Below are 18,504 nucleotides of genomic sequence, written 5' to 3' on the forward strand. Positions count from 1 at the left end.
AGGAGCAAGACAAGGGTCCGGGGCACCCTGTATTTCTCCCTCCCCCAACTGGGGGAGGGCGGGGGTGGGGGCCAGCGGCGGTCGATCAGACACAGACATCGTGCGAGCGCCGCGTGCCCCCATCCCCACCTTCCCCCGGTAGGGGAAGGAGCCAGACAAAGCTCCTGCGGCATAAATAACCCTTGAGTCCGCCAGTGCCGGTAGGCGTCGGCTATCGTTCGCGCCATGAATGCTTCCCTTCGCCTTGGCTGGCGCACGCTCTGGCGCGACCTGCGCGCCGGTGAGCTGCGCCTCTTGATCGTGGCCGTGGTGCTGGCCGTGGCCGCGCTCACGGCGGTCGGCTTCTTTGCCGACCGGCTGCAGGGCGGATTGCAGCGCGACGCGCGCCAGCTGCTGGGCGGCGACGCGGTGATCGTGAGCGACAACCCGACGCCCGAAGCTTTCATCAAGCAGGCGGAATCGCTCGGCCTCGCGGGCACCGGCACCTTCGGCTTTCCGACCATGGCGCGGGCCGAAGAGACGCAAGGCGGCGCCAGCAAGCTCGTGGCCCTGAAGGCCGTGACGCCGGGCTACCCGCTGCGCGGCAACCTGCAGACGGCCACCACGGCCGAAGGTGCGGGCACGGTGACGCGCGACGTGCCGGCGTCGGGCGAGGTCTGGGTCGATGCCTCGCTGCTCGATTCGCTGGGCCTGAAGGTCGGCGACACGCTGCTGCTGGGCGACACCGGCTTGCGCGTGGGCCGCGTGATCACGCTCGAGCCCGACCGGGGCGCGGGCTTCATGAGCTTTTCGCCGCGCGTGATGCTCAACCAGTCCGACGTGGCGCGCACCGGCCTCGTGCAGCCGGCCAGCCGCGTGGGCTATCGCTACGCCGTGGCGGGCGACGATGCCGCCGTGAAGCGCTTCAGCGACTGGGCCGAGGCGACCATCAAGAAGGGCGAGCTGCGCGGCGTGCGGCTCGACTCCTTCGAGGGCGGCCGGCCCGAGATGCGCCAGACGCTCGACCGCGCCGAGAAATTCCTGAGCCTCGTCGCGCTGCTCGCGGCGCTGCTGTCGGCCGTGGCCGTGGCGCTGGCCGCGCGCGGCTTCGCGGCCAGCCACCTCGACGACTGCGCCATGCTGCGTGTGCTCGGCCAGAGCCAGCGCACCATCGCCGCGGCCTATGCCTTCGAGTTCGCGGTGATCGGCACCGTGGCCAGCGCGATCGGCGTGGCCATCGGCTTCGCCGTTCACTATGTGTTCGTGCTGCTGCTGGCCGGGCTGGTCGAAACCGCCTTGCCCGCCGCCACGCTGTGGCCCGTGGCCTTCGGCCTGGGCATGGGGCTCACGCTGCTGTTCGCCTTCGGCCTGCCGCCGGTGCTGCAGCTGGCGCGCGTGCCGCCGCTGCGCGTGATCCGCCGCGACGTGGGCGGGCTCAAGCCTGCATCGCTCGCCGTGTTGGGCATCGGCGTGGCGGGCTTTGCGGCGCTGCTGATGGCGGCCAGCAGCGACATCAAGCTGGGCCTCATTGCGGTCGGCGGCTTTGCCGGTGCCGTGGCCGTGTTCGCGTTGCTGAGCTGGTTGGCGGTGAAGGTGCTGCGCCGCAGCGTCAACGAGACCACCGCGCCGCGCTGGCTGGTGCTGGCCACGCGGCAGATCTCGGCGCGCCCGGCCTATGCCGTGGTGCAGGTCAGTGCGCTCGCCGTGGGCCTGCTGGCGCTGGTGCTGCTCGTGCTGCTGCGCACCGACCTCGTGGCGAGCTGGCGCAAGGCCACGCCGCCCGACGCGCCCAACCGCTTCGTCATCAACGTGATGCCCGAGCAGAGCGACGCGTTCCAGAAGACGCTGCGCGACGCGGGCGTCGGCAAGTTCGACTGGTACCCGATGATCCGCGGCCGGCTGGTGGCGATCAACGACAAGCCCGTGACGCCCGACGACTACACCGAAGACCGCGCCAAGCGCCTCGTCGACCGCGAGTTCAACCTGAGCAACAGCACCGCCGCGCCCGCGCACAACGCCGTCACCGCCGGTGCCTGGACGCCCGAGGCGAAGAACGAGGTGAGCGTGGAAGAAGGCCTGGCCGAAACACTGGGCCTGAAGCTCGGCGACACCCTGCGCTTCGACATCGGCGGCATGCAGAACGACGCGCGCGTCACCTCGCTGCGCAAGGTCGACTGGGGTTCGCTGCACGCCAACTTCTTCGTGATGTACACCGTGGCCTCGCTGGCCGACGTGCCCGTGACCTACATGGGCGCCTTCCGCGCGCCCGAGACGCGCGGCTTCGACAACGCGCTCGTGCGCAGCTTTCCCAACGTGACCAACGTCGACATGAGCGCCACCATCAACCAGGTGCAGCGCGTGCTCGACCAGGTGATCCGCGCGGTCGAATTTTTGTTCGGCTTCACGCTGGCGGCCGGGCTGGTGGTGCTGTTCGCCGCCGTCACCGCCACGCGCGAAGAGCGTGCGCGCGAGTTCGCCGTGATGCGCGCCGTGGGCGCCCGCGCCAGCCTGCTGCGGCAGGTGCAGCGCGCCGAGCTGATCGGCGTCGGTCTGCTGGCGGGCTTCCTCGCGAGCATCGTGGCCTCGGTGATCGGCTGGGGGCTCGCGCGCTACGTGTTCGAGTTCACCTGGACCGCGTCGCCGCTCGTGCCGGTGGCGGGCGCGCTGGCCGGCGCGGTGCTCGCGCTGGCGGCGGGGTGGTGGGGCCTGCGCGATGTGCTGCGCCGGCCGGTGGTCGACACGCTGCGCCGCGCGGCCGAGTAGGGCGGCACAGCGCCGTACAGTTTTTTTCTTCCGCGATCGGCAGGACGGGGCCGGGGATGCAATACATTCCCCGGCCCCGTATCCAATTCAGAAGAGAAATTCCTGCATGCGCTTGGCGTCATTCCAGATCACCAACTATCGCTCGATCCACGACAGCGGCTCCATCGATTCCTCCCAGATCACAGCGATCCTCGGCCGAAATGACAGCGGCAAGTCGAACCTGCTGCGCGCGTTGCACAGCCTGAACCCGACCGACGGGCTCACGGCACTCAGCCCCATCAAAGACTTTCCGCGGCACCGCCGCCTCGACGAATGCACCGACGACACCCCCGTCGTGCACACGCGCTGGGACCTCGACGCCTCCGAGCAGCTGGCGCTCGCCGCCATCCTGCCGCGCGCCGCCGGCGTGCGCCAGGTCACGGCTGGCCGCGGCTACGGCGCCACGCGCACGACCGGCTTCGAGGGCCTGGGCCCGCTGTCGATCGACGTGAGCGACATCAAGGCCAAGGTCCGCAAGATCGTGCCCGCCGTGAAGGCGGCGACCGAGAAGGTCGCCGACGAACTGAAGGCACCGCTCGAACAGGAGGCCGACGCCTTCGACGCCGCGATGATCCCGAGCCCCGACTTCGTGAAGTGGTCGGCCGGCGCACTGCTGGCACTGCAGGCCCTGCGCCAGGCGCTGGCCACGGCCGGCGCGGAAATCGCCGACAAGCAGGCGCAGATGCTGACCGAGCTCGAAGAGCTGGCACGCACGATCGACAACGACCAGCCCGCGCTGGCCCACGCCCGCGCCTGGGTGCTGCAGAAACTGCCGCGCTTCATCTACGTCGAGGACTACGCCTCGCTGCCCGGCCGTCAGAACATCGCCGAGTACCTCACGCGCAAGGGCTGGGGCGAGCGCACGGCCGGCGAGCGCAATTTCGAGAAGCTGTGCCAGGTGGCGGGGCTCGATCCGCAGCAGCTGCAGGACCTGCTGGCGAAGAACGACTTGGCGACGCGCAATCAGTTGGTGAACCGTGCCGGCTCGGTCGTCACGTCGGAAATCCGCCGCGTGTGGAAAGACCGCGAACTCAAGGTCCGCTTCAACCTCGACGGGCAGCACCTGGAGACGCTGGTGTCCGACCCGAACGCTGCTTATGAGGTGGAAGTGAACCTCGACGAACGCAGCCGCGGCTTCCAGTGGTTCTTCTCGTTCTACATCGCGTTCTTCGCGGACACGAAGGGCGCGAGCGATGCGATCCTGCTGCTGGACGAACCCGGCCTGCACCTGCACGCGCATTCGCAGGCCGATCTGCTGGCGCACCTGGAGCACGACTTCGGCAACCAGATCCTCTACACGACGCACTCGCCGTTCATGGTGCCGACCCACCGCCTCGACGCGGTGCGCACGGCCCGCATGAGCGAGGCCGCCGGCACGACGGTGAGCAACAAGGCCGAGGGGGATGCGCGCACGCTGTATCCGTTGCAGGTGGCGCTGGCGTTGAGCCGGATGGGAAGCGAGCCTGTAAAGGCGCCGCCCAAGGACAGCGCCCCGCAGGTCGAGGCGGTGTCCGCCGAGCCAAGAGTCGTCGCTGAAGCTGTCGCTTGATCCGGTCCGGCACCCGCGTCAATGCGTGGTGCCTTGCAGGAATTCCCGCTACATCGTGTCGATGTCGTGGGGCGAGAGGATGGGCGCGAACACGATGTCGCGCCGGTCCGTCGAGCGCTTCATGCGGGAGTGCTGCTCGTGTCTTCTTGGTCCAGTTCAGCGAACACTTCATCCGAAGACCTGAATTGGTTCTGCTCGATTTCGTGACTGCCGAGCACCGGGACTTTCAGCAACACGGGCGCTTCTTCGTGTTCTTTGTCGGAGCCGACCAACAGCGGCTTCACGACCTCTGTGGCATGACGCTCGGGATCGTCGATGGATTTGATCTGCATGGAAGAACTCATTGCGCGTCCCGTGGGTGCCGTGAATCAGCCGGATTGTGGTCTGAATCGGGTTCAGGTCGTTTGTGCGTCTGCGCCGTCGCCCCTGAACATGTGCTCACCCGCAAAGTCGACAAACGCCCGCACCTTCGGCGACAACTGCCGGCTCGACGGCCACAGTGCCGAGAACTGCCCTCGCCGCACGAGGTGCGGCGCCAGCACGCGCTGCAACTCGCCGGGGTGACGCTGTTACGGCGGTGGTGGTGTTTGCGTTTCTGCGCGGCGAGACGCACGCTGATGCGGGCGCCGCGGCGCTGGAGTCACCAGCCTGTTGAAAAAGAGGCTGTCTCGCTCCTTCCCCTTCCGGGGGAAGGCCGGGATGGGGGCTCACGGCCGTCGCAAGACGCTGCGCCGTTTTCCTGTCCAATAGCCCCATGGAACATTCACCGAACGACGTGACAGAGCGTCTGAACGACCTCGAGATCAAGTCGAGCTATGCCGAAGACCTGCTCGAGCAGCTGAACATGACGATCTACCGGCAACAGCAGCAGATCGACAGCCTGATCCTGCAGGTCGCGCAGCTGCGGCTGCAGAGCCAGAACGCAGGGCAGGACGGGGGCGCGCGCAACCTGCGCGACGAACTCCCGCCTCACTACTGAGGAAGATCGTTCAGCCGTGCGCGTGCCAGAGCACGGCGAAGAAATGGCAGGTGCTGCCGGCCAGCACAAACAGGTGCCACACCGAATGCGCGTAGCGCACCTTGTTGTCGAACAGGAACACCACGGCCCCGGCCGTGTAGAACAGCCCACCGGCCACGAGCCAGGCCAGACCGGCCGATGACATGCGCTCGCACAGCGGCACCGCCGCCATCAGCGCCATCCAGCCCATCGCCACGTACAGGCCGGTGGACCACAGCGGGTGCTGTAGGCGGTTGAACAGCTTGGCGCTCACGCCCAGCACGGCGGCGGCGGTGATGGCGCCGAACAGCGTCCAGCCCCAGGGCCCGCGCAGCACGCCGAACAAGAAGGGCATGTAGCTGCCCGCAATGAACAAATAGATGGCCGCGTGGTCGAGCCGGTTGAACCAGGCCTTGGCGCGGCCGGTCGGCAGCGCGTGGTACAGCGTGGAGATCAGGTACAGCACGATGGCCGTGCCCGCGAACAGCGACGCGCCCACCACGGCCGCGGCCTGGCCCTTCTGGGCAGCGCTGTAGACCAGGATGGGCAGCGAGGCAATCGCCAGCAGCAGGCCCAGGCCATGGCTCAGGGCGTTGAAGAGCTCTTCCATCGCGGTCTGGTCGCGCGCGGCGGACGCCGGCTTTTTCTTCGGATCGGCGGAAAGGGCGGGCTGCAGCTGCAGCGGCGGGCTATTCGTCATCAGGAACAGAGCCTCCAGGATCGGGTTGGTTCCGCAAAATGCGCGAAACCTGCAGATCATGTTACTTGACCTGCTGTTTGCCGAGTTTGCGCGCCAATGTACGCCGATGCATGCCGAGCCGGCGCGCGGTTTCCGAGATGTTGAAGCCGGTCTCGGCCAGCATCTCGTGGATGCGCTCCCACTCCAGCGTCTTGATCGAGGTCGAGCGGTTGGTCAGTTCGACCTCGGTGGTGCCGGCGGCGCGGCCGAAGGCGGCCTCGATGTCGTCGGTGTTCGAGGGCTTGGCCAGGTAGTGGCAGGCGCCGAGCTTGATGGCCTCGACGGCGGTGGCGATGCTCGCGAAACCGGTGAGCACCACGATCAGCATCTCGGCGTCGTGCCGGTGCAGGATCTGCACGCAGGCCAGGCCCGAGGCCTCGCCGTTGAGCTTCAGGTCGACCACCGCGTAGCCGGGCGAGGGGCCGTCGCCTTCCTCGAGCAGCGCTTCCACTTCCTCGAGGTTGCGCGCATGCACCACGACGTAGCCGCGCCGCTCGAACGAGCGTGCGAGCGTGCGCGCGAAGGCCTCGTCGTCCTCGACGATCAGCAGCTGGCGGACCTCGGCGGTGTCGGGTGTGGGCGTCATGGGCTGGTGGGGGCCTTGGGGGTGGCGTGGTCGGCGAGGGCGGCTTCTTCCTCGTCCTCTTCGAGCACGATGGCCGCCAGCGGCAGCGTGATGGTCACGATGGCGCCGCCCTCGGGGCGGTTGCGCACGGCGACGCGCCCGCCCAGTGTGCGCGCCACGTTCACGACCAGGAACAGGCCCAGCCCGCCGCCGGGGCGGCCCTTGCTCGACTGGTAGGGCTTGCCGAACTCCGCGAGGATGGCCGGCATGAAGCCGGGGCCCGCGTCGGTGACGGTGATGGTGAGCGCGTCGGCGTCGTGCGTGGCTTCCAGGCGCAGCCAGTGCGGAGAGGCCTCGAGCGCGTTGTCGAGCACGTTGCACACCATCTGCTTGATCGCCGAGTCGGACACCATGGGCAGGTCCTGCCCGAACAGGTTTTCGTAGTCGAACTCCTCGACCGGGCGCGTGGTGCGCCATTCTTCGACGAGGTCGTCCAGGAAGGTGCGCACGGTGGTCTCTTCGGACGACTCGCCGCGCGTCTCGCCGGCCGACAGCAGGATGCCGCTCACGATGCTCTTGCAGCGCTGGATCTGCACTTCCATCTCGGCCACTTCCTGCAGCAGCTCGGGGTCGGAGCTGAAGTGCGGCAACCGGCGCCAGTCGCCGAGGATCACGGCCAGCGTGGCCAGCGGCGTGCCCAGCTCGTGCGCCGCGCCCGAGGCCAGCAGGCCCATGCGCACGATGTGTTCTTCTTCCGACGCGCGCTGGCGCAGGTCGGCCAGCCGCGCATCGCGCACGCGCAGGTTGCGGCTGATGCGGGTGATGAAGACCACCAGCAGCGCGGCGTTGAGCGCAAAGCACACCAGCATGCCCTGCACGTAGGGGCTCCACAGGCCGCGGTCGTGGTCCAGCGGCAGCGGCAGCGGGCGCGAGAACAGCGCCAGGCCGGCGAAGCACAGGCCGGTGATGACCACGATGGTCCAGGTCGACCAGGCCTTGAGCAGCACCGCGCCCAGGATCACCTGCAGCAGGTACAGAAAGACGAAGGGGTTGGTGGCGCCGCCGCTGAGGTACAGCTGGGCCGTGAGCGTGGCCACGTCGACCAGCAGCGCGACGAACAGCTCGCCGTTGGTCACGCGGCCGTGGATGCGCAGGCGCAGCAGGCTCACCATGTTGAACAGTGCCAGGCAGGTGAGCACCTGCAGCATGTGATTCAGCGGCAGCCGGATGCCGAAGCCGTAGTGCACCACGAGGATGGTGGCGACCTGCCCGACGACGGCGAACCAGCGCAGCTGGATCAGCTGCTGCATGTTCTGGTGGCCGATGACGTTGTCCAGGCTCGCGACGCCCGCGCGCGGGGCGTGCAGCTCGCCGGCCACCGCGGCGAGCTTGTCAGTCGCGGCGGACATCGGCGGGACCGGCGTGATCGGGGCGTGCGGCGTCGGCATGCGGTGCATTTTCGCCGCTGCCGCCGGGTGCCGCCTGCCGGCGCCGGTCGTCGCGCCACACGAACCACGCGGCGCCGAGCACCATCAGCGCCAGCCCGTACCAGGTCAGGGCGTAGACGAGGTGGCTGTTGGGGAAGGCGATGACGGTCAGGCCGCCTGCCGGCCACGTGGGCGCGGCCTGCGCAGTCGCGGGGCCGGCCTCGGCATCGACGAAGTAGGGCGCCACGTCGGCCAGGCCGCGCGCGGCGGCAATGGCCTGCACGTCGCGCGAGAACCAGCGGTCGGCCGCGGGGTCGTTCGTGCGCAGGAAGCCGCCCTTCGGCTCGGTGAGGCGCAGCAGGCCGGCCACGGTGGTGTCGCCCTGGGGCTCGGGGGCGGTGCGGGCCGCGCGCTCGCGTGCCTCGGGCGGCACGAAGCCGCGGTTGACGAGCACGACGCTGCCGTCGGCGGTGCGCAGCGGCGTCAGCACCCAGAAGCCGGCGCCGAGCCGGGTGCTGGCCTGCACCAGCGCTTCCTTGTCATGGAGGAACGTGCCGCGAAGGCGCACGTGTCTGTATTCGTCGTTGGCCGCGTTGACCGTGGGCCATTCGGAGCGCGCCGGTGCGTCGGTGGCCGGGGTGTGCACGCGCTGGTCGACGCGGGCGATGAGATCGAGCTTCCAGGCCCGGCGCTCGACCTGCCAGGTGCCGAGTGCAAGAAAGCCGGCAAAGGCAAGGACGGCGCAGACCGCCAGCGCCGCACGCGTGACAACCGAGCGCGGGCGGGCGGTCGATGCCATCAGGGCATGTTCTTCATGTCGTGGACCATGGCCGGCATCATGTTGGTGTTCATGTGATACATGACCCACAACGACCCGGCCAGCGTGATGACCACGAGCACCAGCGTGAAGATCAGCGCCAGCATGTTCCAGCCGCCTTCGGACTTGGCGTCCATGTGCAGGAAGTACACCATGTGGACCACGATCTGCACCACGGCAAAGCCGAGGATGACGAGCGCGGTGGTGCTGGGGTTGGCGATCACCTTGCCCATCACGAGCCAGAACGGGATCGCGGTCAGGATCACGGCCAGCACGAAGCCGGTCATGTAGCCCTTGAAGGTGCTGTGGCTGACCGGACCGTCGTCGTGGTGGTCGCCGTGGCCGTGGCTGTCGTGTGCGCCGTGGCCGTGCGCGTCGGTGTGTGCGGGGGCGCTCATGCCATCGATCCCATGAGGTAGACGAAAGTGAAGACGCCGATCCACACGACGTCCAGGAAGTGCCAGAACATCGACAGGCACATCAGGCGGCGGCGGTTGGCGGGGGTGAAGCCGTGCTTGGGCAGCTGGAACATCAGCACGACGAGCCAGATGATGCCGAAGCTCACGTGCAGGCCGTGCGTGCCCACCAGCGCGAAGAACGACGACAGGAAGGCGCTGCGCTGCGGGCCGGCGCCTTCGTGCAGCAGGTGCGCGAACTCGTACAGCTCCAGGCCGATGAAGCCCAGGCCCAGCAGGCCGGTGATGCCCAGCCACAGCAGCACGCCGCCCATGCGCTTGCGCTGCATCTCGAGCATGGCGAAGCCGTAGGTGATGGACGACAGCAGCAGCAGCGACGTGTTCATCGCCACCAGCGGCAGGTCGAACAGGTCGGCGCCCGAGGGGCCGGCCGCGTAGCTGCGGCCCAGCACGCCGTATACCGCGAACAGGCAGGCAAAGATGAGGCAGTCGCTCATCAGGTAGAGCCAGAAGCCCAGCAGCGTGCCGTTCTCGGGGTGGTGGTCCTCGTTGCGCACGTGGAACAGCTCGAACACCGGCGGCTTGCCCGTCAGGTCGCTGTGGGCGTGCACGTGCACGCCCGGGGGAGTGGAGAGAGCGGTGGTATCAGACATGGGCGGCAGCCATCAGGCGGGTGCGTTCGGCTTCGGTGCGCACGACTTCTTCCGCGGGGATGTAGTAGTCGCGCTTGTAGTTGAAGGTGTGGACGATGATCGCGACCAGCATGGCCACGAAGCCGATGCCGGCCAGGAGCCACATCTGCCAGATCAACGCAAAGCCGCACACCGCGCTCAGCGCCGCGATGATGAAGCCGGCGGCCGTGTTCTTGGGCATGTGCACGGGGCTGAAGCCGTCCAGCGGACGCTGGTAGCCGCGGGCCTTCATGTCGGTCCAGGCGTCGTTGTCGTGCACGCGCGGCGTGAACGCGAAGTTGTAGGCCGGCGGCGGCGACGAGGTCGACCACTCGAGCGTGCGGCCGTTCCACGGGTCGCCCGTGGTGTCGCGCAGCGACTCGCGGCGGATGAAGCTCACCACCAGCTGGATCAGGAACGAGGCGATGCCCAGTGCGATGAGCACCGCGCCGACGGCGGCGACCTGGAACCAGATCTGCAGCGACATGTCCTGGAAGTGGCTCATGCGGCGCGTGACGCCCATCAGGCCCAGGATGTACAGCGGCATGAAGGCCATCCAGAAGCCGACGATCCAGAACCAGAACGAGCACTTGCCCCAGAACGGATCGAGCTTGTAGCCGAAGGCCTTCGGGAACCAGTAGGTGATGCCCGCCAGCATGCCGAACAGCACGCCGCCAATGATCACGTTGTGGAAGTGGGCGATCAGGAATAGGCTGTTGTGCAGCACGAAGTCGGCCGGGGGCACGGCCAGCAGCACGCCGGTCATGCCGCCGATCACGAAGGTGATCATGAAGCCGATGGTCCACATCATGGGCAGCTCGAAACGGATGCGGCCGCGGTACATGGTGAAGAGCCAGTTGAAGATCTTCGCGCCTGTCGGGATCGAGATGATCATCGTCGTGATGCCGAAGAACGAGTTCACGCTGGCGCCGGAGCCCATGGTGAAGAAGTGGTGCAGCCACACGAGGTACGACAGGATCGTGATCACGACTGTGGCGTACACCATCGAGGCGTAGCCGAACAGGCGCTTGCCCGAGAAGGTGGAGACCACTTCCGAGAAGATGCCGAAGGCCGGCAGGATCAGGATGTACACCTCGGGGTGGCCCCAGATCCAGATCAGGTTCACGTACATCATGGCGTTGCCGCCGAGGTCGTTCGTGAAGAAGTTGGTGCCGACATAACGGTCGAGCGACAGCAGGGCCAGCACGGCCGTGAGCACCGGGAAGGCAGCCACGATCAGCACGTTGGTGCACAGGGCGGTCCACGTGAAGACGGGCATCTTCATCATGGTCATGCCGGGCGCGCGCATCTTCACGATGGTCGCCAGCAGGTTCACGCCGGACAGCAATGTGCCCACCCCCGCAATCTGCAGGGACCAGATGTAGTAATCGACCCCCACGTCAGGACTGAACAGGATGCCCGACAGCGGCGGGTACGCCAGCCAGCCGGTCTTGGCGAACTCGCCCACGAACAGCGAGGCCATCACGAGGCCGGCGCCGAAGGTGGTCATCCAGAAGCTGAAGTTGTTCAGGAACGGAAAGGCCACGTCGCGTGCGCCGATCTGCAGCGGCACCACGAAGTTCATGAGGCCCGTGACCAGCGGCATCGCCACGAAGAAGATCATGATCACGCCGTGGGCGGTGAAGATCTGGTCGTAGTGGTGCGGCGGCAGAAAGCCCGCGTTGTCGCCGAAGGCGACGGCCTGCTGGGCCCGCATCATCAGCGCGTCGGCAAAGCCGCGCAGCAGCATCACCAGGCCCAGGATGATGTACATGATGCCGATCTTCTTGTGGTCGATGCTGGTGATCCAGTCATTCCACAAGGTGCCCCACAGCTTGAAGTAGGTCACGGCGCCCAGCAGCGCCAGGCCGCCCAGGATCACGGCCGCGAAGGTCACGAGCAAAATCGGCTCGTGAAGGGGAATCGCCTCCCAGGAGAGGCGGCCGAAGACGAGCTTCGTCAGGTCTAGGTTCTGCAGCATCTTCTTAGTCTTCGGTGGTGCACATCGCGGTGACGTACTTGCGCTTGGGCGTGTCGAGGGAGTCGGCCTGCCAGGCCTGCTTGGTGGCGATGTTGAAAGCGCCCGGCTTGCCCAGGCCGCCGTCGGCGTCGATGGCCATCATTTCCTTCATGCACATCTTGTTGCGGTCGACGCACAGGTTCAGGATGGCGTCGTACAGGGCGGGATCGACCGCGGCGTAGTGGCGCACGGGCTCGCGCTCGCTCGGCACTTCGAGCTTCTTGTATTGCTCGCGGGTCAGTTCGCCCTCTTTGCCGGTCTTGACCTTGGCCACCCACTGGTCGAAGCCGTCGTGGCTCAGGCCGTGGAACTTGAAGCGCATGCCCGAGAAGCCCGCGCCGCTGTAGTTGGCGGAGAAGCCGTCGAACTCGCCCGGCTTGTTGATCACCGCGTGCAGCTTGGTCTCCATGCCCGGCATGGCATAGATCTGGCCGGCCAGCGCGGGGATGAAGAAGGAGTTCATGACCGACGAGGCCGTGATCTTGAAGCTGATCGGGCGGTCCACCGGAGCCGCCAGTTCGTTCACCGTGGCAATGCCCTGCTCGGGGTAGATGAAGAGCCACTTCCAGTCCAGCGCCACCACCTCGACCACCAGGGGCTTGGTTTCGGCGGGAATCGGGCGCTGCGCGTCCAGGCGGCTCAGCGGACGGTACGGGTCCAGCGTGTGGGTGCTGATCCAGGTGATCGCGCCCAGCGCGATGATGATCAGGAGCGGCGCGGCCCAGATCGCCAGCTCGAGCTGCGTGGAGTGGTCCCAGTCGGGGCTGTAGGTGGCCTCCTTGTTCGACTGGCGATATCGCCAGGCAAAGAAGATGGTCAGCGCGATCACCGGGATGATGATGATCAGCATCAGCACCGTCGAGACGATGATGAGACGCCCCTGCTGGTTGGCGATGTCGCCGGAGGGGTTCAACAGCACTGTGTTACAGCCCGCCAGGAAAATGGCGGAGAGCAGCAGGAGCGCTCGGCGAAGGGTCTTGAGGATGTGCATGCCGGGAGAGGAGAGTGCGAAGGCCGCGCAAAAATGACCCTGCAATCTACGCCGCCCGAGGGATTTCGCCTATTGGACGTTTTGTCCTATGGCGGTAAACGCAAATCGGTGAGACGCTACAGGGTGTCCAGAATTCCCCTCTGTGTCGCGCTCCGGCGTGACGCCTGAATTACAGCCAGCCAGCAAGATGACGACGTCCAGCATCAGTCCACAAGGCGCCCAGCCTGTGTCGCACACGCCCGAAGGCGGCGCCCGCGCCGCAGACGCCGACCATTCGCACATCGCCCCGGGCGAGATCGCGGTCGGCGTGATCATCGGCCGCGCGTCCGAGTATTTCGACTTCTTCGTCTACGGCATCGCCTCGGTGCTGGTGTTCCCGGCGGTGTTCTTTCCGTTCGAGCAGCGCCTGGAAGGCGTGCTCTGGGCCTTCGTGATCTTCTCGTTCGCCTTCATCGCGCGCCCCTTCGGCACCGTGATCTCGATGGCGATCCAGCGGCGCTTCGGGCGCGAGACCAAGCTCACGATTGCGCTGTTCCTGCTGGGCACCTCGACCGCCGGCATCGCCTTCCTGCCGGGCTACGCGAGCATCGGCTTCACGGCCATCGTGCTGCTGTCGGTGTTCCGCTTTGCCCAGGGCCTGGCGCTGGGCGGCTCGTGGGACGGCCTGCCGTCGCTTTTGGCGCTGAACGCACCGCCCAACAAGCGCGGCTGGTACGCCATGCTGGGTCAGCTGGGCGCACCGCTGGGCTTCTTCGTGGCCAGCGCGTTGTTCGCGTACCTGTACTCCAGCCTGCCGCTGGCCGACTTCCTCGACTGGGGCTGGCGCTACACCTTCTACGTGGCCTTCGCCATCAACGTCGTGGCGCTGTTCGCGCGCCTGCGTCTCGTGGCCACCGACGAGTATTCGCGCCTGCTCGAAGAGCGCGAGCTGCAGCCGACCAGCGTGGTCGAGCTGACGCGTTCGCAGGGCGCCAACCTGCTGATCGGCGCGTTCGCCGCGCTGGCCAGCTACGCGCTGTTCCACCTGATCACGGTGTTCCCGCTGTCGTGGATCTCGCTGTATTCCGACCAGTCGATCACCGAGTTCCTCATCGTGCAGATGGTCGGCGCGGTGTTCGGCGCCATCGGCATCGTGGCCTCGGGCCTCATCGCCGACCGCATCGGCCGCCGCTTCACGCTCGGCGGCCTGGCCGCGATGATCGCCGTGTTCAGCGGCTTCGCGCCCACGCTGCTCGACGGCGGACGCATCGGCCAGGACATCTTCATCGTGCTGGGCTTTGCGCTGCTGGGCCTGTCGTACGGCCAGGCGGCCGGCGCCGTGACCTCGAACTTCGAAGCCAAGTACCGCTACACCGGCGCGGCCCTCACGGCCGACCTGGCCTGGCTCATCGGCGCGGCCTTTGCCCCGCTGGTCGCCCTGGGCCTGTCGGCGCACTTCGGCCTGGCCTTCGTGAGCGTCTACCTGCTGTCGGGCGCGCTCGGCACGCTGGCCGCATTGGGGCTGAACCGGGCGCTGGCGCGGGACTGACCGGCAGTTTTGCTGTTTCTCGAACGAAGGGGCCGATGGCCCCTTTTTTCATGGCCGCGGCAGCACAGGCGCGGGCTCGCTTAGGATTCGCCTCGATGTTCACCGCCGCCATTTTTGACATGGATGGGCTGCTGATCGATTCGGAGCGCCCCATCATGGCCGCCTGGATTGCCGCGGCCCGCACGCTCGATGTCGAGCTTTCGCACGCCCAGTACCTGCAATGCGTGGGGCTGGCCATGGGCGAATCGAAGCAGATCCTTGCGGGGCTGCTCGGCGGCGTCGCTGCCTACCAGCATGCGGCGGCGCAAGTGACTGCCGCGCTGCAGCTGGAACGTCTGGCAGGCGACGTGCGGCCGCTCTTTCCGATCAAGCCCGGCGCGGCCGAGTTGCTCACCGCCTTGCGCGGACGCGGCACGCGCTGCGCGGTCGCCTCATCGTCCACGCGCGGCCAGATCGCGGCCTGCCTGGGCAGCCTCGACGTGCTCCATCACTTCGAGGCCTTCGCGGGCGGCGACGAAGTGGCGCGCGCCAAGCCCGACCCCGCGCTCTACCGCCTCGCGGCCGAGCGCCTGGGTGTGGACCCTGCCGATTGCGTCGCCTTCGAAGACAGCGAGAACGGCGCCAAGGCCGCGCTGGCCGCCGGGATGCGCGTGGTGGTGGTGCCCGACCTCAAGCACCCGCCCGAGGCGATCGTCGCGCAGGCCTTTCATGTGCTCGATTCGCTGCACGATGCCGTGCCGCATCTGACGCGCTGGTTTCCCTGACGAGGTCAGGGCCCGCGTTCAGTTCAGAGAACTTCGTCCCGCAGCTGCGGAAACACCTTCGACACCTTGGCCAGCAGGTAATCGCCATAGCGGCCACTGAAGGCATGCACGTTGGCGCGGTCCCAGCGCTCGGCGCTGTCGTCCAGCGCATCGGCACCGGCCAGGCCTTCGATGCGCTGCACGCGCGCCTCGAAGTTCGGGTCGAAGAACAGCGGGAACGACAGCCGGTCGCGGCCCGAGGTGTTGCGCTTCACGCGGTGCGGCGTCGACTTGTAGAGCCCGCCGGTCATGCGGTCGAGCATGTCGCCGATGTTGCAGACGAAGGCGCCGGGCACCGGTGGCGCGTCGATCCAGCCGCCCGGCGTGTGCACCGCGAGGCCGCCCACGGTGTCCTGGTGCAGGATCGTGAGCAGGCCGTAGTCGGTGTGTTCGCCCACGCCCCATTGCACATCGAGCCCTTCGGGCACGGCCTGCGTCGGGTAGTTGAAGATACGGAACAGGATCAGCGGGTCGGCCGTGTAGCGCTGCGCGAAGTAGTTCGCGGGCAGGCCGAGGCTCAGCGCGATGCCTTCCATGAGCCGGTGGCCCAGCTGCGTGACCGCATCCATGTACGCGAGGATGGTCTCGCGAAAACCCGGCACATCGGGAAAGAGGTTCGGCCCGTGCACCGGCGTCTTCGCCTGCACCAGCGGGTGGTCGGCGGGCAGCTCGGTGCCCAGGTAGAGGCCTTCCTTCCAGTCGGGCCGGCCCGAGGTCAGCTCGCCGCCGCGCGGGAAATAACCGCGCCAGGCGCGGCCGCCCAGGGCCATGCGCCATTGCATCTTGGTTTCCTCGGGGAGGTCGAAGAACTGGTGGCTCAGGTTTTCGAGCCGCTGGATAAGCGCTGGGTCGACGCCATGGCCCGTGACGTAGAAGAAGCCGTGCGCGCGACAGGCGTCGCCGATCTGCGCCGCCACGCGTGCGCGTTCGGGCGCGCCGGCCACCAGCGGGGCGACGTCGATGAGGGGAAGGGTGGAGTCGGTCATGCGTCTCTCGAAAAAGGCGAACGGATGTCGGACAGGAACTGCTGCGCGCGCGGGTGCTGCGGGCGGTTGAAAAAATCGTCGGGCGTGGCGCGTTCGAGCACCTGGCCCTGGTCCATGAAGAGCACGCGGTCGGCCACCTCGCGGGCGAAGCCCATCTCGTGCGTGACGCACACCATGGTCATGCCGTCGCGCGTGAGGTCGCGCATCACCAGCAGCACCTCGCCGACCATCTCGGGGTCGAGCGCGCTGGTGGGCTCGTCGAACAGCATCAGCGGCGGCTTCATGGCGAGTGCGCGCGCAATGGCCACGCGCTGCTGCTGGCCGCCCGACAGCTCGCCGGGCCAGGCATTGGCCTTGTTCGCGAGGCCCACGCGCTCCAGCAGCGCCATCGCGCGCGCGTCGGCCTCCTTGCGCGAGAGGCCGTGCAGCTGCATCGGCGCCATGGAGCAGTTCTGCAGCACGCTGAGGTGCGGGAACAGGTTGAACTGCTGAAAGACGAAGCCGATGCGCGAGCGAAACGCGTTCACGTCCAGGCCGGGCGCGTGGATGTCCTGCCCGTCGAGCGTGATGCGGCCCGACTGGATCGGCTCCAGCCGGTTGAAGGTGCGGATCAGCGTCGACTTGCCCGAGCCCGAAGGCCCGCACACCACGACCACCTCGCCCTTGTGGATGGTTTCGGTCACGTCGACCAGTGCGTGGTAGCTGCCGTACCACTTGTTGACTTGTTGGAGTTCGATCATGCGGGCACCTTGAGGGTCGCGGCGGGAAGGCCGCGGCGCGCGAGCCGGCGCTCCAGCCAGTAGGCGAAGCGCGAGAGGCCGAAGCACAGGATGAAGTAGGTCAGGCCCAGGATCAGGTAGATCTGCGCCGGCTTGGTGAACACCTGCGTGTTGATCTGCGTGGCAATGAACGACACCTCGGCCAGCCCGATGATGTAGCCCAGCGAGGTCTCCTTGATGGTCGAGACGAACTGGTTCACCAGCGAGGGCAGCATGCTGCGCAGCGCCTGCGGCAGCACCACGAGGCGCATCGCGCCGATGTAGCTCAGGCCGAGCGCGCGCGCGGTTTCCATCTGCCCGCGCGGCAGGCCCTGGATGCCGGCGCGCACGATCTCGGCGAGGTAGGCGGCATCGAAGATCACGAGCGCGATCAGCATGGTGGTGAACTGGTCGGTCTTCACGCCCGTGACGCTGGGCAGGAAGAAGTAGGCCCAGAAGATCACCATCAACAGCGGCAGGCCGCGCACCACGAACACCAGCGCCGTGACAGGCCAGCGCACGCAGCGCCACGGGCTCACGCGCGCCAGGCCCAGCACGATGCCCAGCGGCAGCGCGAGCACCAGCCCGCACGAAGCCAGCAGCAGCGTGAGCACCAGGCCGCCGAGCGGGCCGTTCGGGTACTGGCCGATGAGGAAGTAGACCCAGTAGTCGTTGATGATTTCCAACATGTCGACCGTGCCTTCAGATGGTCCGCACCGGGAAGCGGTGGTGGTACCAGGTCGCCAATCCGGTGATGGCCAGCGACACCGTCAGATAAGCCGCGCTCGCGAACGCGAACGACTCGAAGCTGCGGAAGGTCGCGCTCTCGACCTGTCCGGCCTGGTACATCAGCTCGGCCACGCCGATCACCGTGGCGATCGAGGTGTTCTTCCACAGGCTCAGCGTCTGCGAGATGAGCGGCGGCACGGTCACGCGCAGCGCTTGCGGCAGCACCACGCGGCGCATGGTGGCCAGGAAGCTGAAGCCCAGCGCGCGGCCGGCCTCGAACTGCACGGCCGGGATCGAGCGGATGCCGCTGCGGATGTCCTCGGCCATGAAGGCGGCCGTGTACAGCGACAGCGCGACGATCGCGCTGTAGGCCTCGATGTGGCCTTCATAGAGCCAGGTCTTGATGCCTTCGGGCAGCAGCTCGGGCGCACCGAAATACCAGAACAGCATGTGGGCCAGCAGCGGGATGTTGCGGATCGATTCCACGTACGCAAAGCCGAGCCAGCGCAGCGGTGCGAGCGGCGAGAGCCGCAGCAGCGCCACCACCAGCGCCAGCGGCAGCGCAAGGACGAGCGAGACCGCGAGCAGCTGCAGCGACAGCCACAGGCCCGCGACCAGCATGTCGTGGTACTGGCCGGTGAGCAGCAGCGAATAGTCGAACAGGGGCATGGGGGGCGACAGTATCACCGTCGCGAGGGGAATCTTCTCCCTCCCCCGCTGGGGGAGG

Annotated in this window: 18 protein-coding genes and 1 pseudogene; 5 read left to right on the forward strand and 14 right to left on the reverse strand. The window is 67.5% G+C overall.

The annotated features are described in order from the left end of the window. Positions 1–225: 225 nt before the first annotated feature. Both RZE79_RS07015 and RZE79_RS07020 read left to right on the forward strand, forming a co-directional pair. Entirely contained in the window at positions 226–2,742 is a 2,517-nt protein-coding gene (locus RZE79_RS07015) for an FtsX-like permease family protein (protein WP_319359564.1), read from the forward strand. Between the two features lie 106 nt (positions 2,743–2,848). Then, entirely contained in the window at positions 2,849–4,330 is a 1,482-nt protein-coding gene (locus RZE79_RS07020; protein WP_319359565.1) for an AAA family ATPase, read from the forward strand. Positions 4,331–4,449: 119 nt separating this feature from the next. On the opposite strand, the gene RZE79_RS07025 is transcribed toward RZE79_RS07020, so the two are convergent. After that, the gene (locus tag RZE79_RS07025) at positions 4,450–4,662 is read right to left on the reverse strand and encodes a prevent-host-death protein (protein WP_319359566.1); all 213 of its coding nucleotides are present in this window, start codon (positions 4,660–4,662) and stop codon (positions 4,450–4,452) included. A 63-nt stretch (positions 4,663–4,725) separates the two neighbouring features. Further along, positions 4,726–4,887, reverse strand: a pseudogene (locus RZE79_RS07030) (LysR family transcriptional regulator); the annotation flags it as partial. A 197-nt stretch (positions 4,888–5,084) separates the two neighbouring features. Between RZE79_RS07030 and RZE79_RS07035 the strand changes: the two are divergent. After that, complete coding sequence (locus tag RZE79_RS07035; RefSeq protein ID WP_062469081.1) at positions 5,085–5,309, forward strand: SlyX family protein; 225 nt, start codon at positions 5,085–5,087, stop codon at positions 5,307–5,309. Positions 5,310–5,319: 10 nt separating this feature from the next. Here the strand turns inward: RZE79_RS07035 and RZE79_RS07040 are convergent, their stop codons facing one another. The 8 genes from RZE79_RS07040 to cyoA form a co-directional block, all read right to left on the reverse strand. Next, on the reverse strand, positions 5,320–6,027 hold the full coding sequence (locus RZE79_RS07040) for a hemolysin III family protein (protein WP_319359567.1): 708 nt from the start codon (positions 6,025–6,027) through the stop codon (positions 5,320–5,322). A gap of 61 nt (positions 6,028–6,088) precedes the next feature. Then, entirely contained in the window at positions 6,089–6,652 is a 564-nt protein-coding gene (locus RZE79_RS07045) for a response regulator transcription factor (protein WP_319359568.1), read from the reverse strand. Then, the gene (locus RZE79_RS07050) at positions 6,649–8,040 is read right to left on the reverse strand and encodes an ATP-binding protein (RefSeq protein ID WP_319359569.1); all 1,392 of its coding nucleotides are present in this window, start codon (positions 8,038–8,040) and stop codon (positions 6,649–6,651) included. The genes RZE79_RS07045 and RZE79_RS07050 overlap by 4 nt, the downstream gene beginning before the upstream one ends. Continuing rightward, positions 8,024–8,857, reverse strand: a complete 834-nt coding sequence (locus tag RZE79_RS07055) for an SURF1 family protein (RefSeq protein WP_319359570.1) — start codon at positions 8,855–8,857, stop codon at positions 8,024–8,026. Before RZE79_RS07055 ends, RZE79_RS07050 begins: the two co-directional genes overlap by 17 nt. Beyond that, a complete protein-coding gene (gene cyoD, locus RZE79_RS07060) occupies positions 8,857–9,273 on the reverse strand; it encodes a cytochrome o ubiquinol oxidase subunit IV (protein ID WP_192193238.1) in 417 nt (138 codons plus the stop codon). Before cyoD ends, RZE79_RS07055 begins: the two co-directional genes overlap by 1 nt. Continuing rightward, entirely contained in the window at positions 9,270–9,944 is a 675-nt protein-coding gene (gene cyoC, locus RZE79_RS07065) for a cytochrome o ubiquinol oxidase subunit III (RefSeq protein ID WP_101489072.1), read from the reverse strand. Before cyoC ends, cyoD begins: the two co-directional genes overlap by 4 nt. Next, positions 9,937–11,943, reverse strand: a complete 2,007-nt coding sequence (gene cyoB, locus RZE79_RS07070) for a cytochrome o ubiquinol oxidase subunit I (RefSeq protein ID WP_319359571.1) — start codon at positions 11,941–11,943, stop codon at positions 9,937–9,939. The genes cyoC and cyoB overlap by 8 nt, the downstream gene beginning before the upstream one ends. A 4-nt stretch (positions 11,944–11,947) precedes the next feature. Then, a complete protein-coding gene (gene cyoA, locus RZE79_RS07075) occupies positions 11,948–12,973 on the reverse strand; it encodes a ubiquinol oxidase subunit II (protein ID WP_319359572.1) in 1,026 nt (341 codons plus the stop codon). 187 nt (positions 12,974–13,160) lie between these two features. On the opposite strand from cyoA, the gene RZE79_RS07080 reads away from it, so the two are divergent. Continuing rightward, on the forward strand, positions 13,161–14,501 hold the full coding sequence (locus RZE79_RS07080) for an MFS transporter (RefSeq protein ID WP_319359573.1): 1,341 nt from the start codon (positions 13,161–13,163) through the stop codon (positions 14,499–14,501). Positions 14,502–14,596: 95 nt separating this feature from the next. Continuing rightward, on the forward strand, positions 14,597–15,265 hold the full coding sequence (locus RZE79_RS07085; protein ID WP_319359574.1) for an HAD family phosphatase: 669 nt from the start codon (positions 14,597–14,599) through the stop codon (positions 15,263–15,265). 23 nt (positions 15,266–15,288) lie between these two features. Here the strand turns inward: RZE79_RS07085 and RZE79_RS07090 are convergent, their stop codons facing one another. From RZE79_RS07090 to RZE79_RS07105, 4 genes are read right to left on the reverse strand one after another with little or no spacing between them, the layout of a single operon-like run. After that, positions 15,289–16,290, reverse strand: a complete 1,002-nt coding sequence (locus RZE79_RS07090) for an isopenicillin N synthase family oxygenase (RefSeq protein ID WP_319359575.1) — start codon at positions 16,288–16,290, stop codon at positions 15,289–15,291. Continuing rightward, positions 16,287–17,030, reverse strand: a complete 744-nt coding sequence (locus tag RZE79_RS07095; RefSeq protein WP_319359576.1) for an amino acid ABC transporter ATP-binding protein — start codon at positions 17,028–17,030, stop codon at positions 16,287–16,289. Before RZE79_RS07095 ends, RZE79_RS07090 begins: the two co-directional genes overlap by 4 nt. After that, positions 17,027–17,737 carry an amino acid ABC transporter permease gene (locus RZE79_RS07100; protein WP_101489077.1) on the reverse strand — a complete coding sequence of 237 codons (711 nt, stop codon included), beginning with the start codon at positions 17,735–17,737 and terminating at the stop codon, positions 17,027–17,029. Before RZE79_RS07100 ends, RZE79_RS07095 begins: the two co-directional genes overlap by 4 nt. A 13-nt stretch (positions 17,738–17,750) precedes the next feature. Then, a complete protein-coding gene (locus tag RZE79_RS07105) occupies positions 17,751–18,446 on the reverse strand; it encodes an amino acid ABC transporter permease (RefSeq protein ID WP_101489078.1) in 696 nt (231 codons plus the stop codon). Positions 18,447–18,504 lie beyond the last annotated feature (58 nt).

Origin of the sequence: Variovorax sp. EBFNA2 (assembly GCF_033802765.1) — a bacterium.
Lineage (GTDB): Bacteria > Pseudomonadota > Gammaproteobacteria > Burkholderiales > Burkholderiaceae_C > Variovorax > Variovorax paradoxus_H.

What these genes read in the sequence shown, in the direction of transcription:
- RZE79_RS07015 (WP_319359564.1), top strand. Translation starts at nt 226, where the DNA reads ATGAATGCTTCCCTTCGCCTTGGCTGGCGCACGCTCTGGCGCGACCTG.
- RZE79_RS07020 (WP_319359565.1), top strand. Translation starts at nt 2,849, where the DNA reads ATGCGCTTGGCGTCATTCCAGATCACCAACTATCGCTCGATCCACGAC.
- RZE79_RS07025 (WP_319359566.1), bottom strand. Translation starts at nt 4,662, where the DNA reads ATGCAGATCAAATCCATCGACGATCCCGAGCGTCATGCCACAGAGGTC.
- RZE79_RS07035 (WP_062469081.1), top strand. Translation starts at nt 5,085, where the DNA reads ATGGAACATTCACCGAACGACGTGACAGAGCGTCTGAACGACCTCGAG.
- RZE79_RS07040 (WP_319359567.1), bottom strand. Translation starts at nt 6,027, where the DNA reads ATGACGAATAGCCCGCCGCTGCAGCTGCAGCCCGCCCTTTCCGCCGAT.
- RZE79_RS07045 (WP_319359568.1), bottom strand. Translation starts at nt 6,652, where the DNA reads ATGACGCCCACACCCGACACCGCCGAGGTCCGCCAGCTGCTGATCGTC.
- RZE79_RS07050 (WP_319359569.1), bottom strand. Translation starts at nt 8,040, where the DNA reads ATGTCCGCCGCGACTGACAAGCTCGCCGCGGTGGCCGGCGAGCTGCAC.
- RZE79_RS07055 (WP_319359570.1), bottom strand. Translation starts at nt 8,857, where the DNA reads ATGGCATCGACCGCCCGCCCGCGCTCGGTTGTCACGCGTGCGGCGCTG.
- cyoD (WP_192193238.1), bottom strand. Translation starts at nt 9,273, where the DNA reads ATGAGCGCCCCCGCACACACCGACGCGCACGGCCACGGCGCACACGAC.
- cyoC (WP_101489072.1), bottom strand. Translation starts at nt 9,944, where the DNA reads ATGTCTGATACCACCGCTCTCTCCACTCCCCCGGGCGTGCACGTGCAC.
- cyoB (WP_319359571.1), bottom strand. Translation starts at nt 11,943, where the DNA reads ATGCTGCAGAACCTAGACCTGACGAAGCTCGTCTTCGGCCGCCTCTCC.
- cyoA (WP_319359572.1), bottom strand. Translation starts at nt 12,973, where the DNA reads ATGCACATCCTCAAGACCCTTCGCCGAGCGCTCCTGCTGCTCTCCGCC.
- RZE79_RS07080 (WP_319359573.1), top strand. Translation starts at nt 13,161, where the DNA reads ATGACGACGTCCAGCATCAGTCCACAAGGCGCCCAGCCTGTGTCGCAC.
- RZE79_RS07085 (WP_319359574.1), top strand. Translation starts at nt 14,597, where the DNA reads ATGTTCACCGCCGCCATTTTTGACATGGATGGGCTGCTGATCGATTCG.
- RZE79_RS07090 (WP_319359575.1), bottom strand. Translation starts at nt 16,290, where the DNA reads ATGACCGACTCCACCCTTCCCCTCATCGACGTCGCCCCGCTGGTGGCC.
- RZE79_RS07095 (WP_319359576.1), bottom strand. Translation starts at nt 17,030, where the DNA reads ATGATCGAACTCCAACAAGTCAACAAGTGGTACGGCAGCTACCACGCA.
- RZE79_RS07100 (WP_101489077.1), bottom strand. Translation starts at nt 17,737, where the DNA reads ATGTTGGAAATCATCAACGACTACTGGGTCTACTTCCTCATCGGCCAG.
- RZE79_RS07105 (WP_101489078.1), bottom strand. Translation starts at nt 18,446, where the DNA reads ATGCCCCTGTTCGACTATTCGCTGCTGCTCACCGGCCAGTACCACGAC.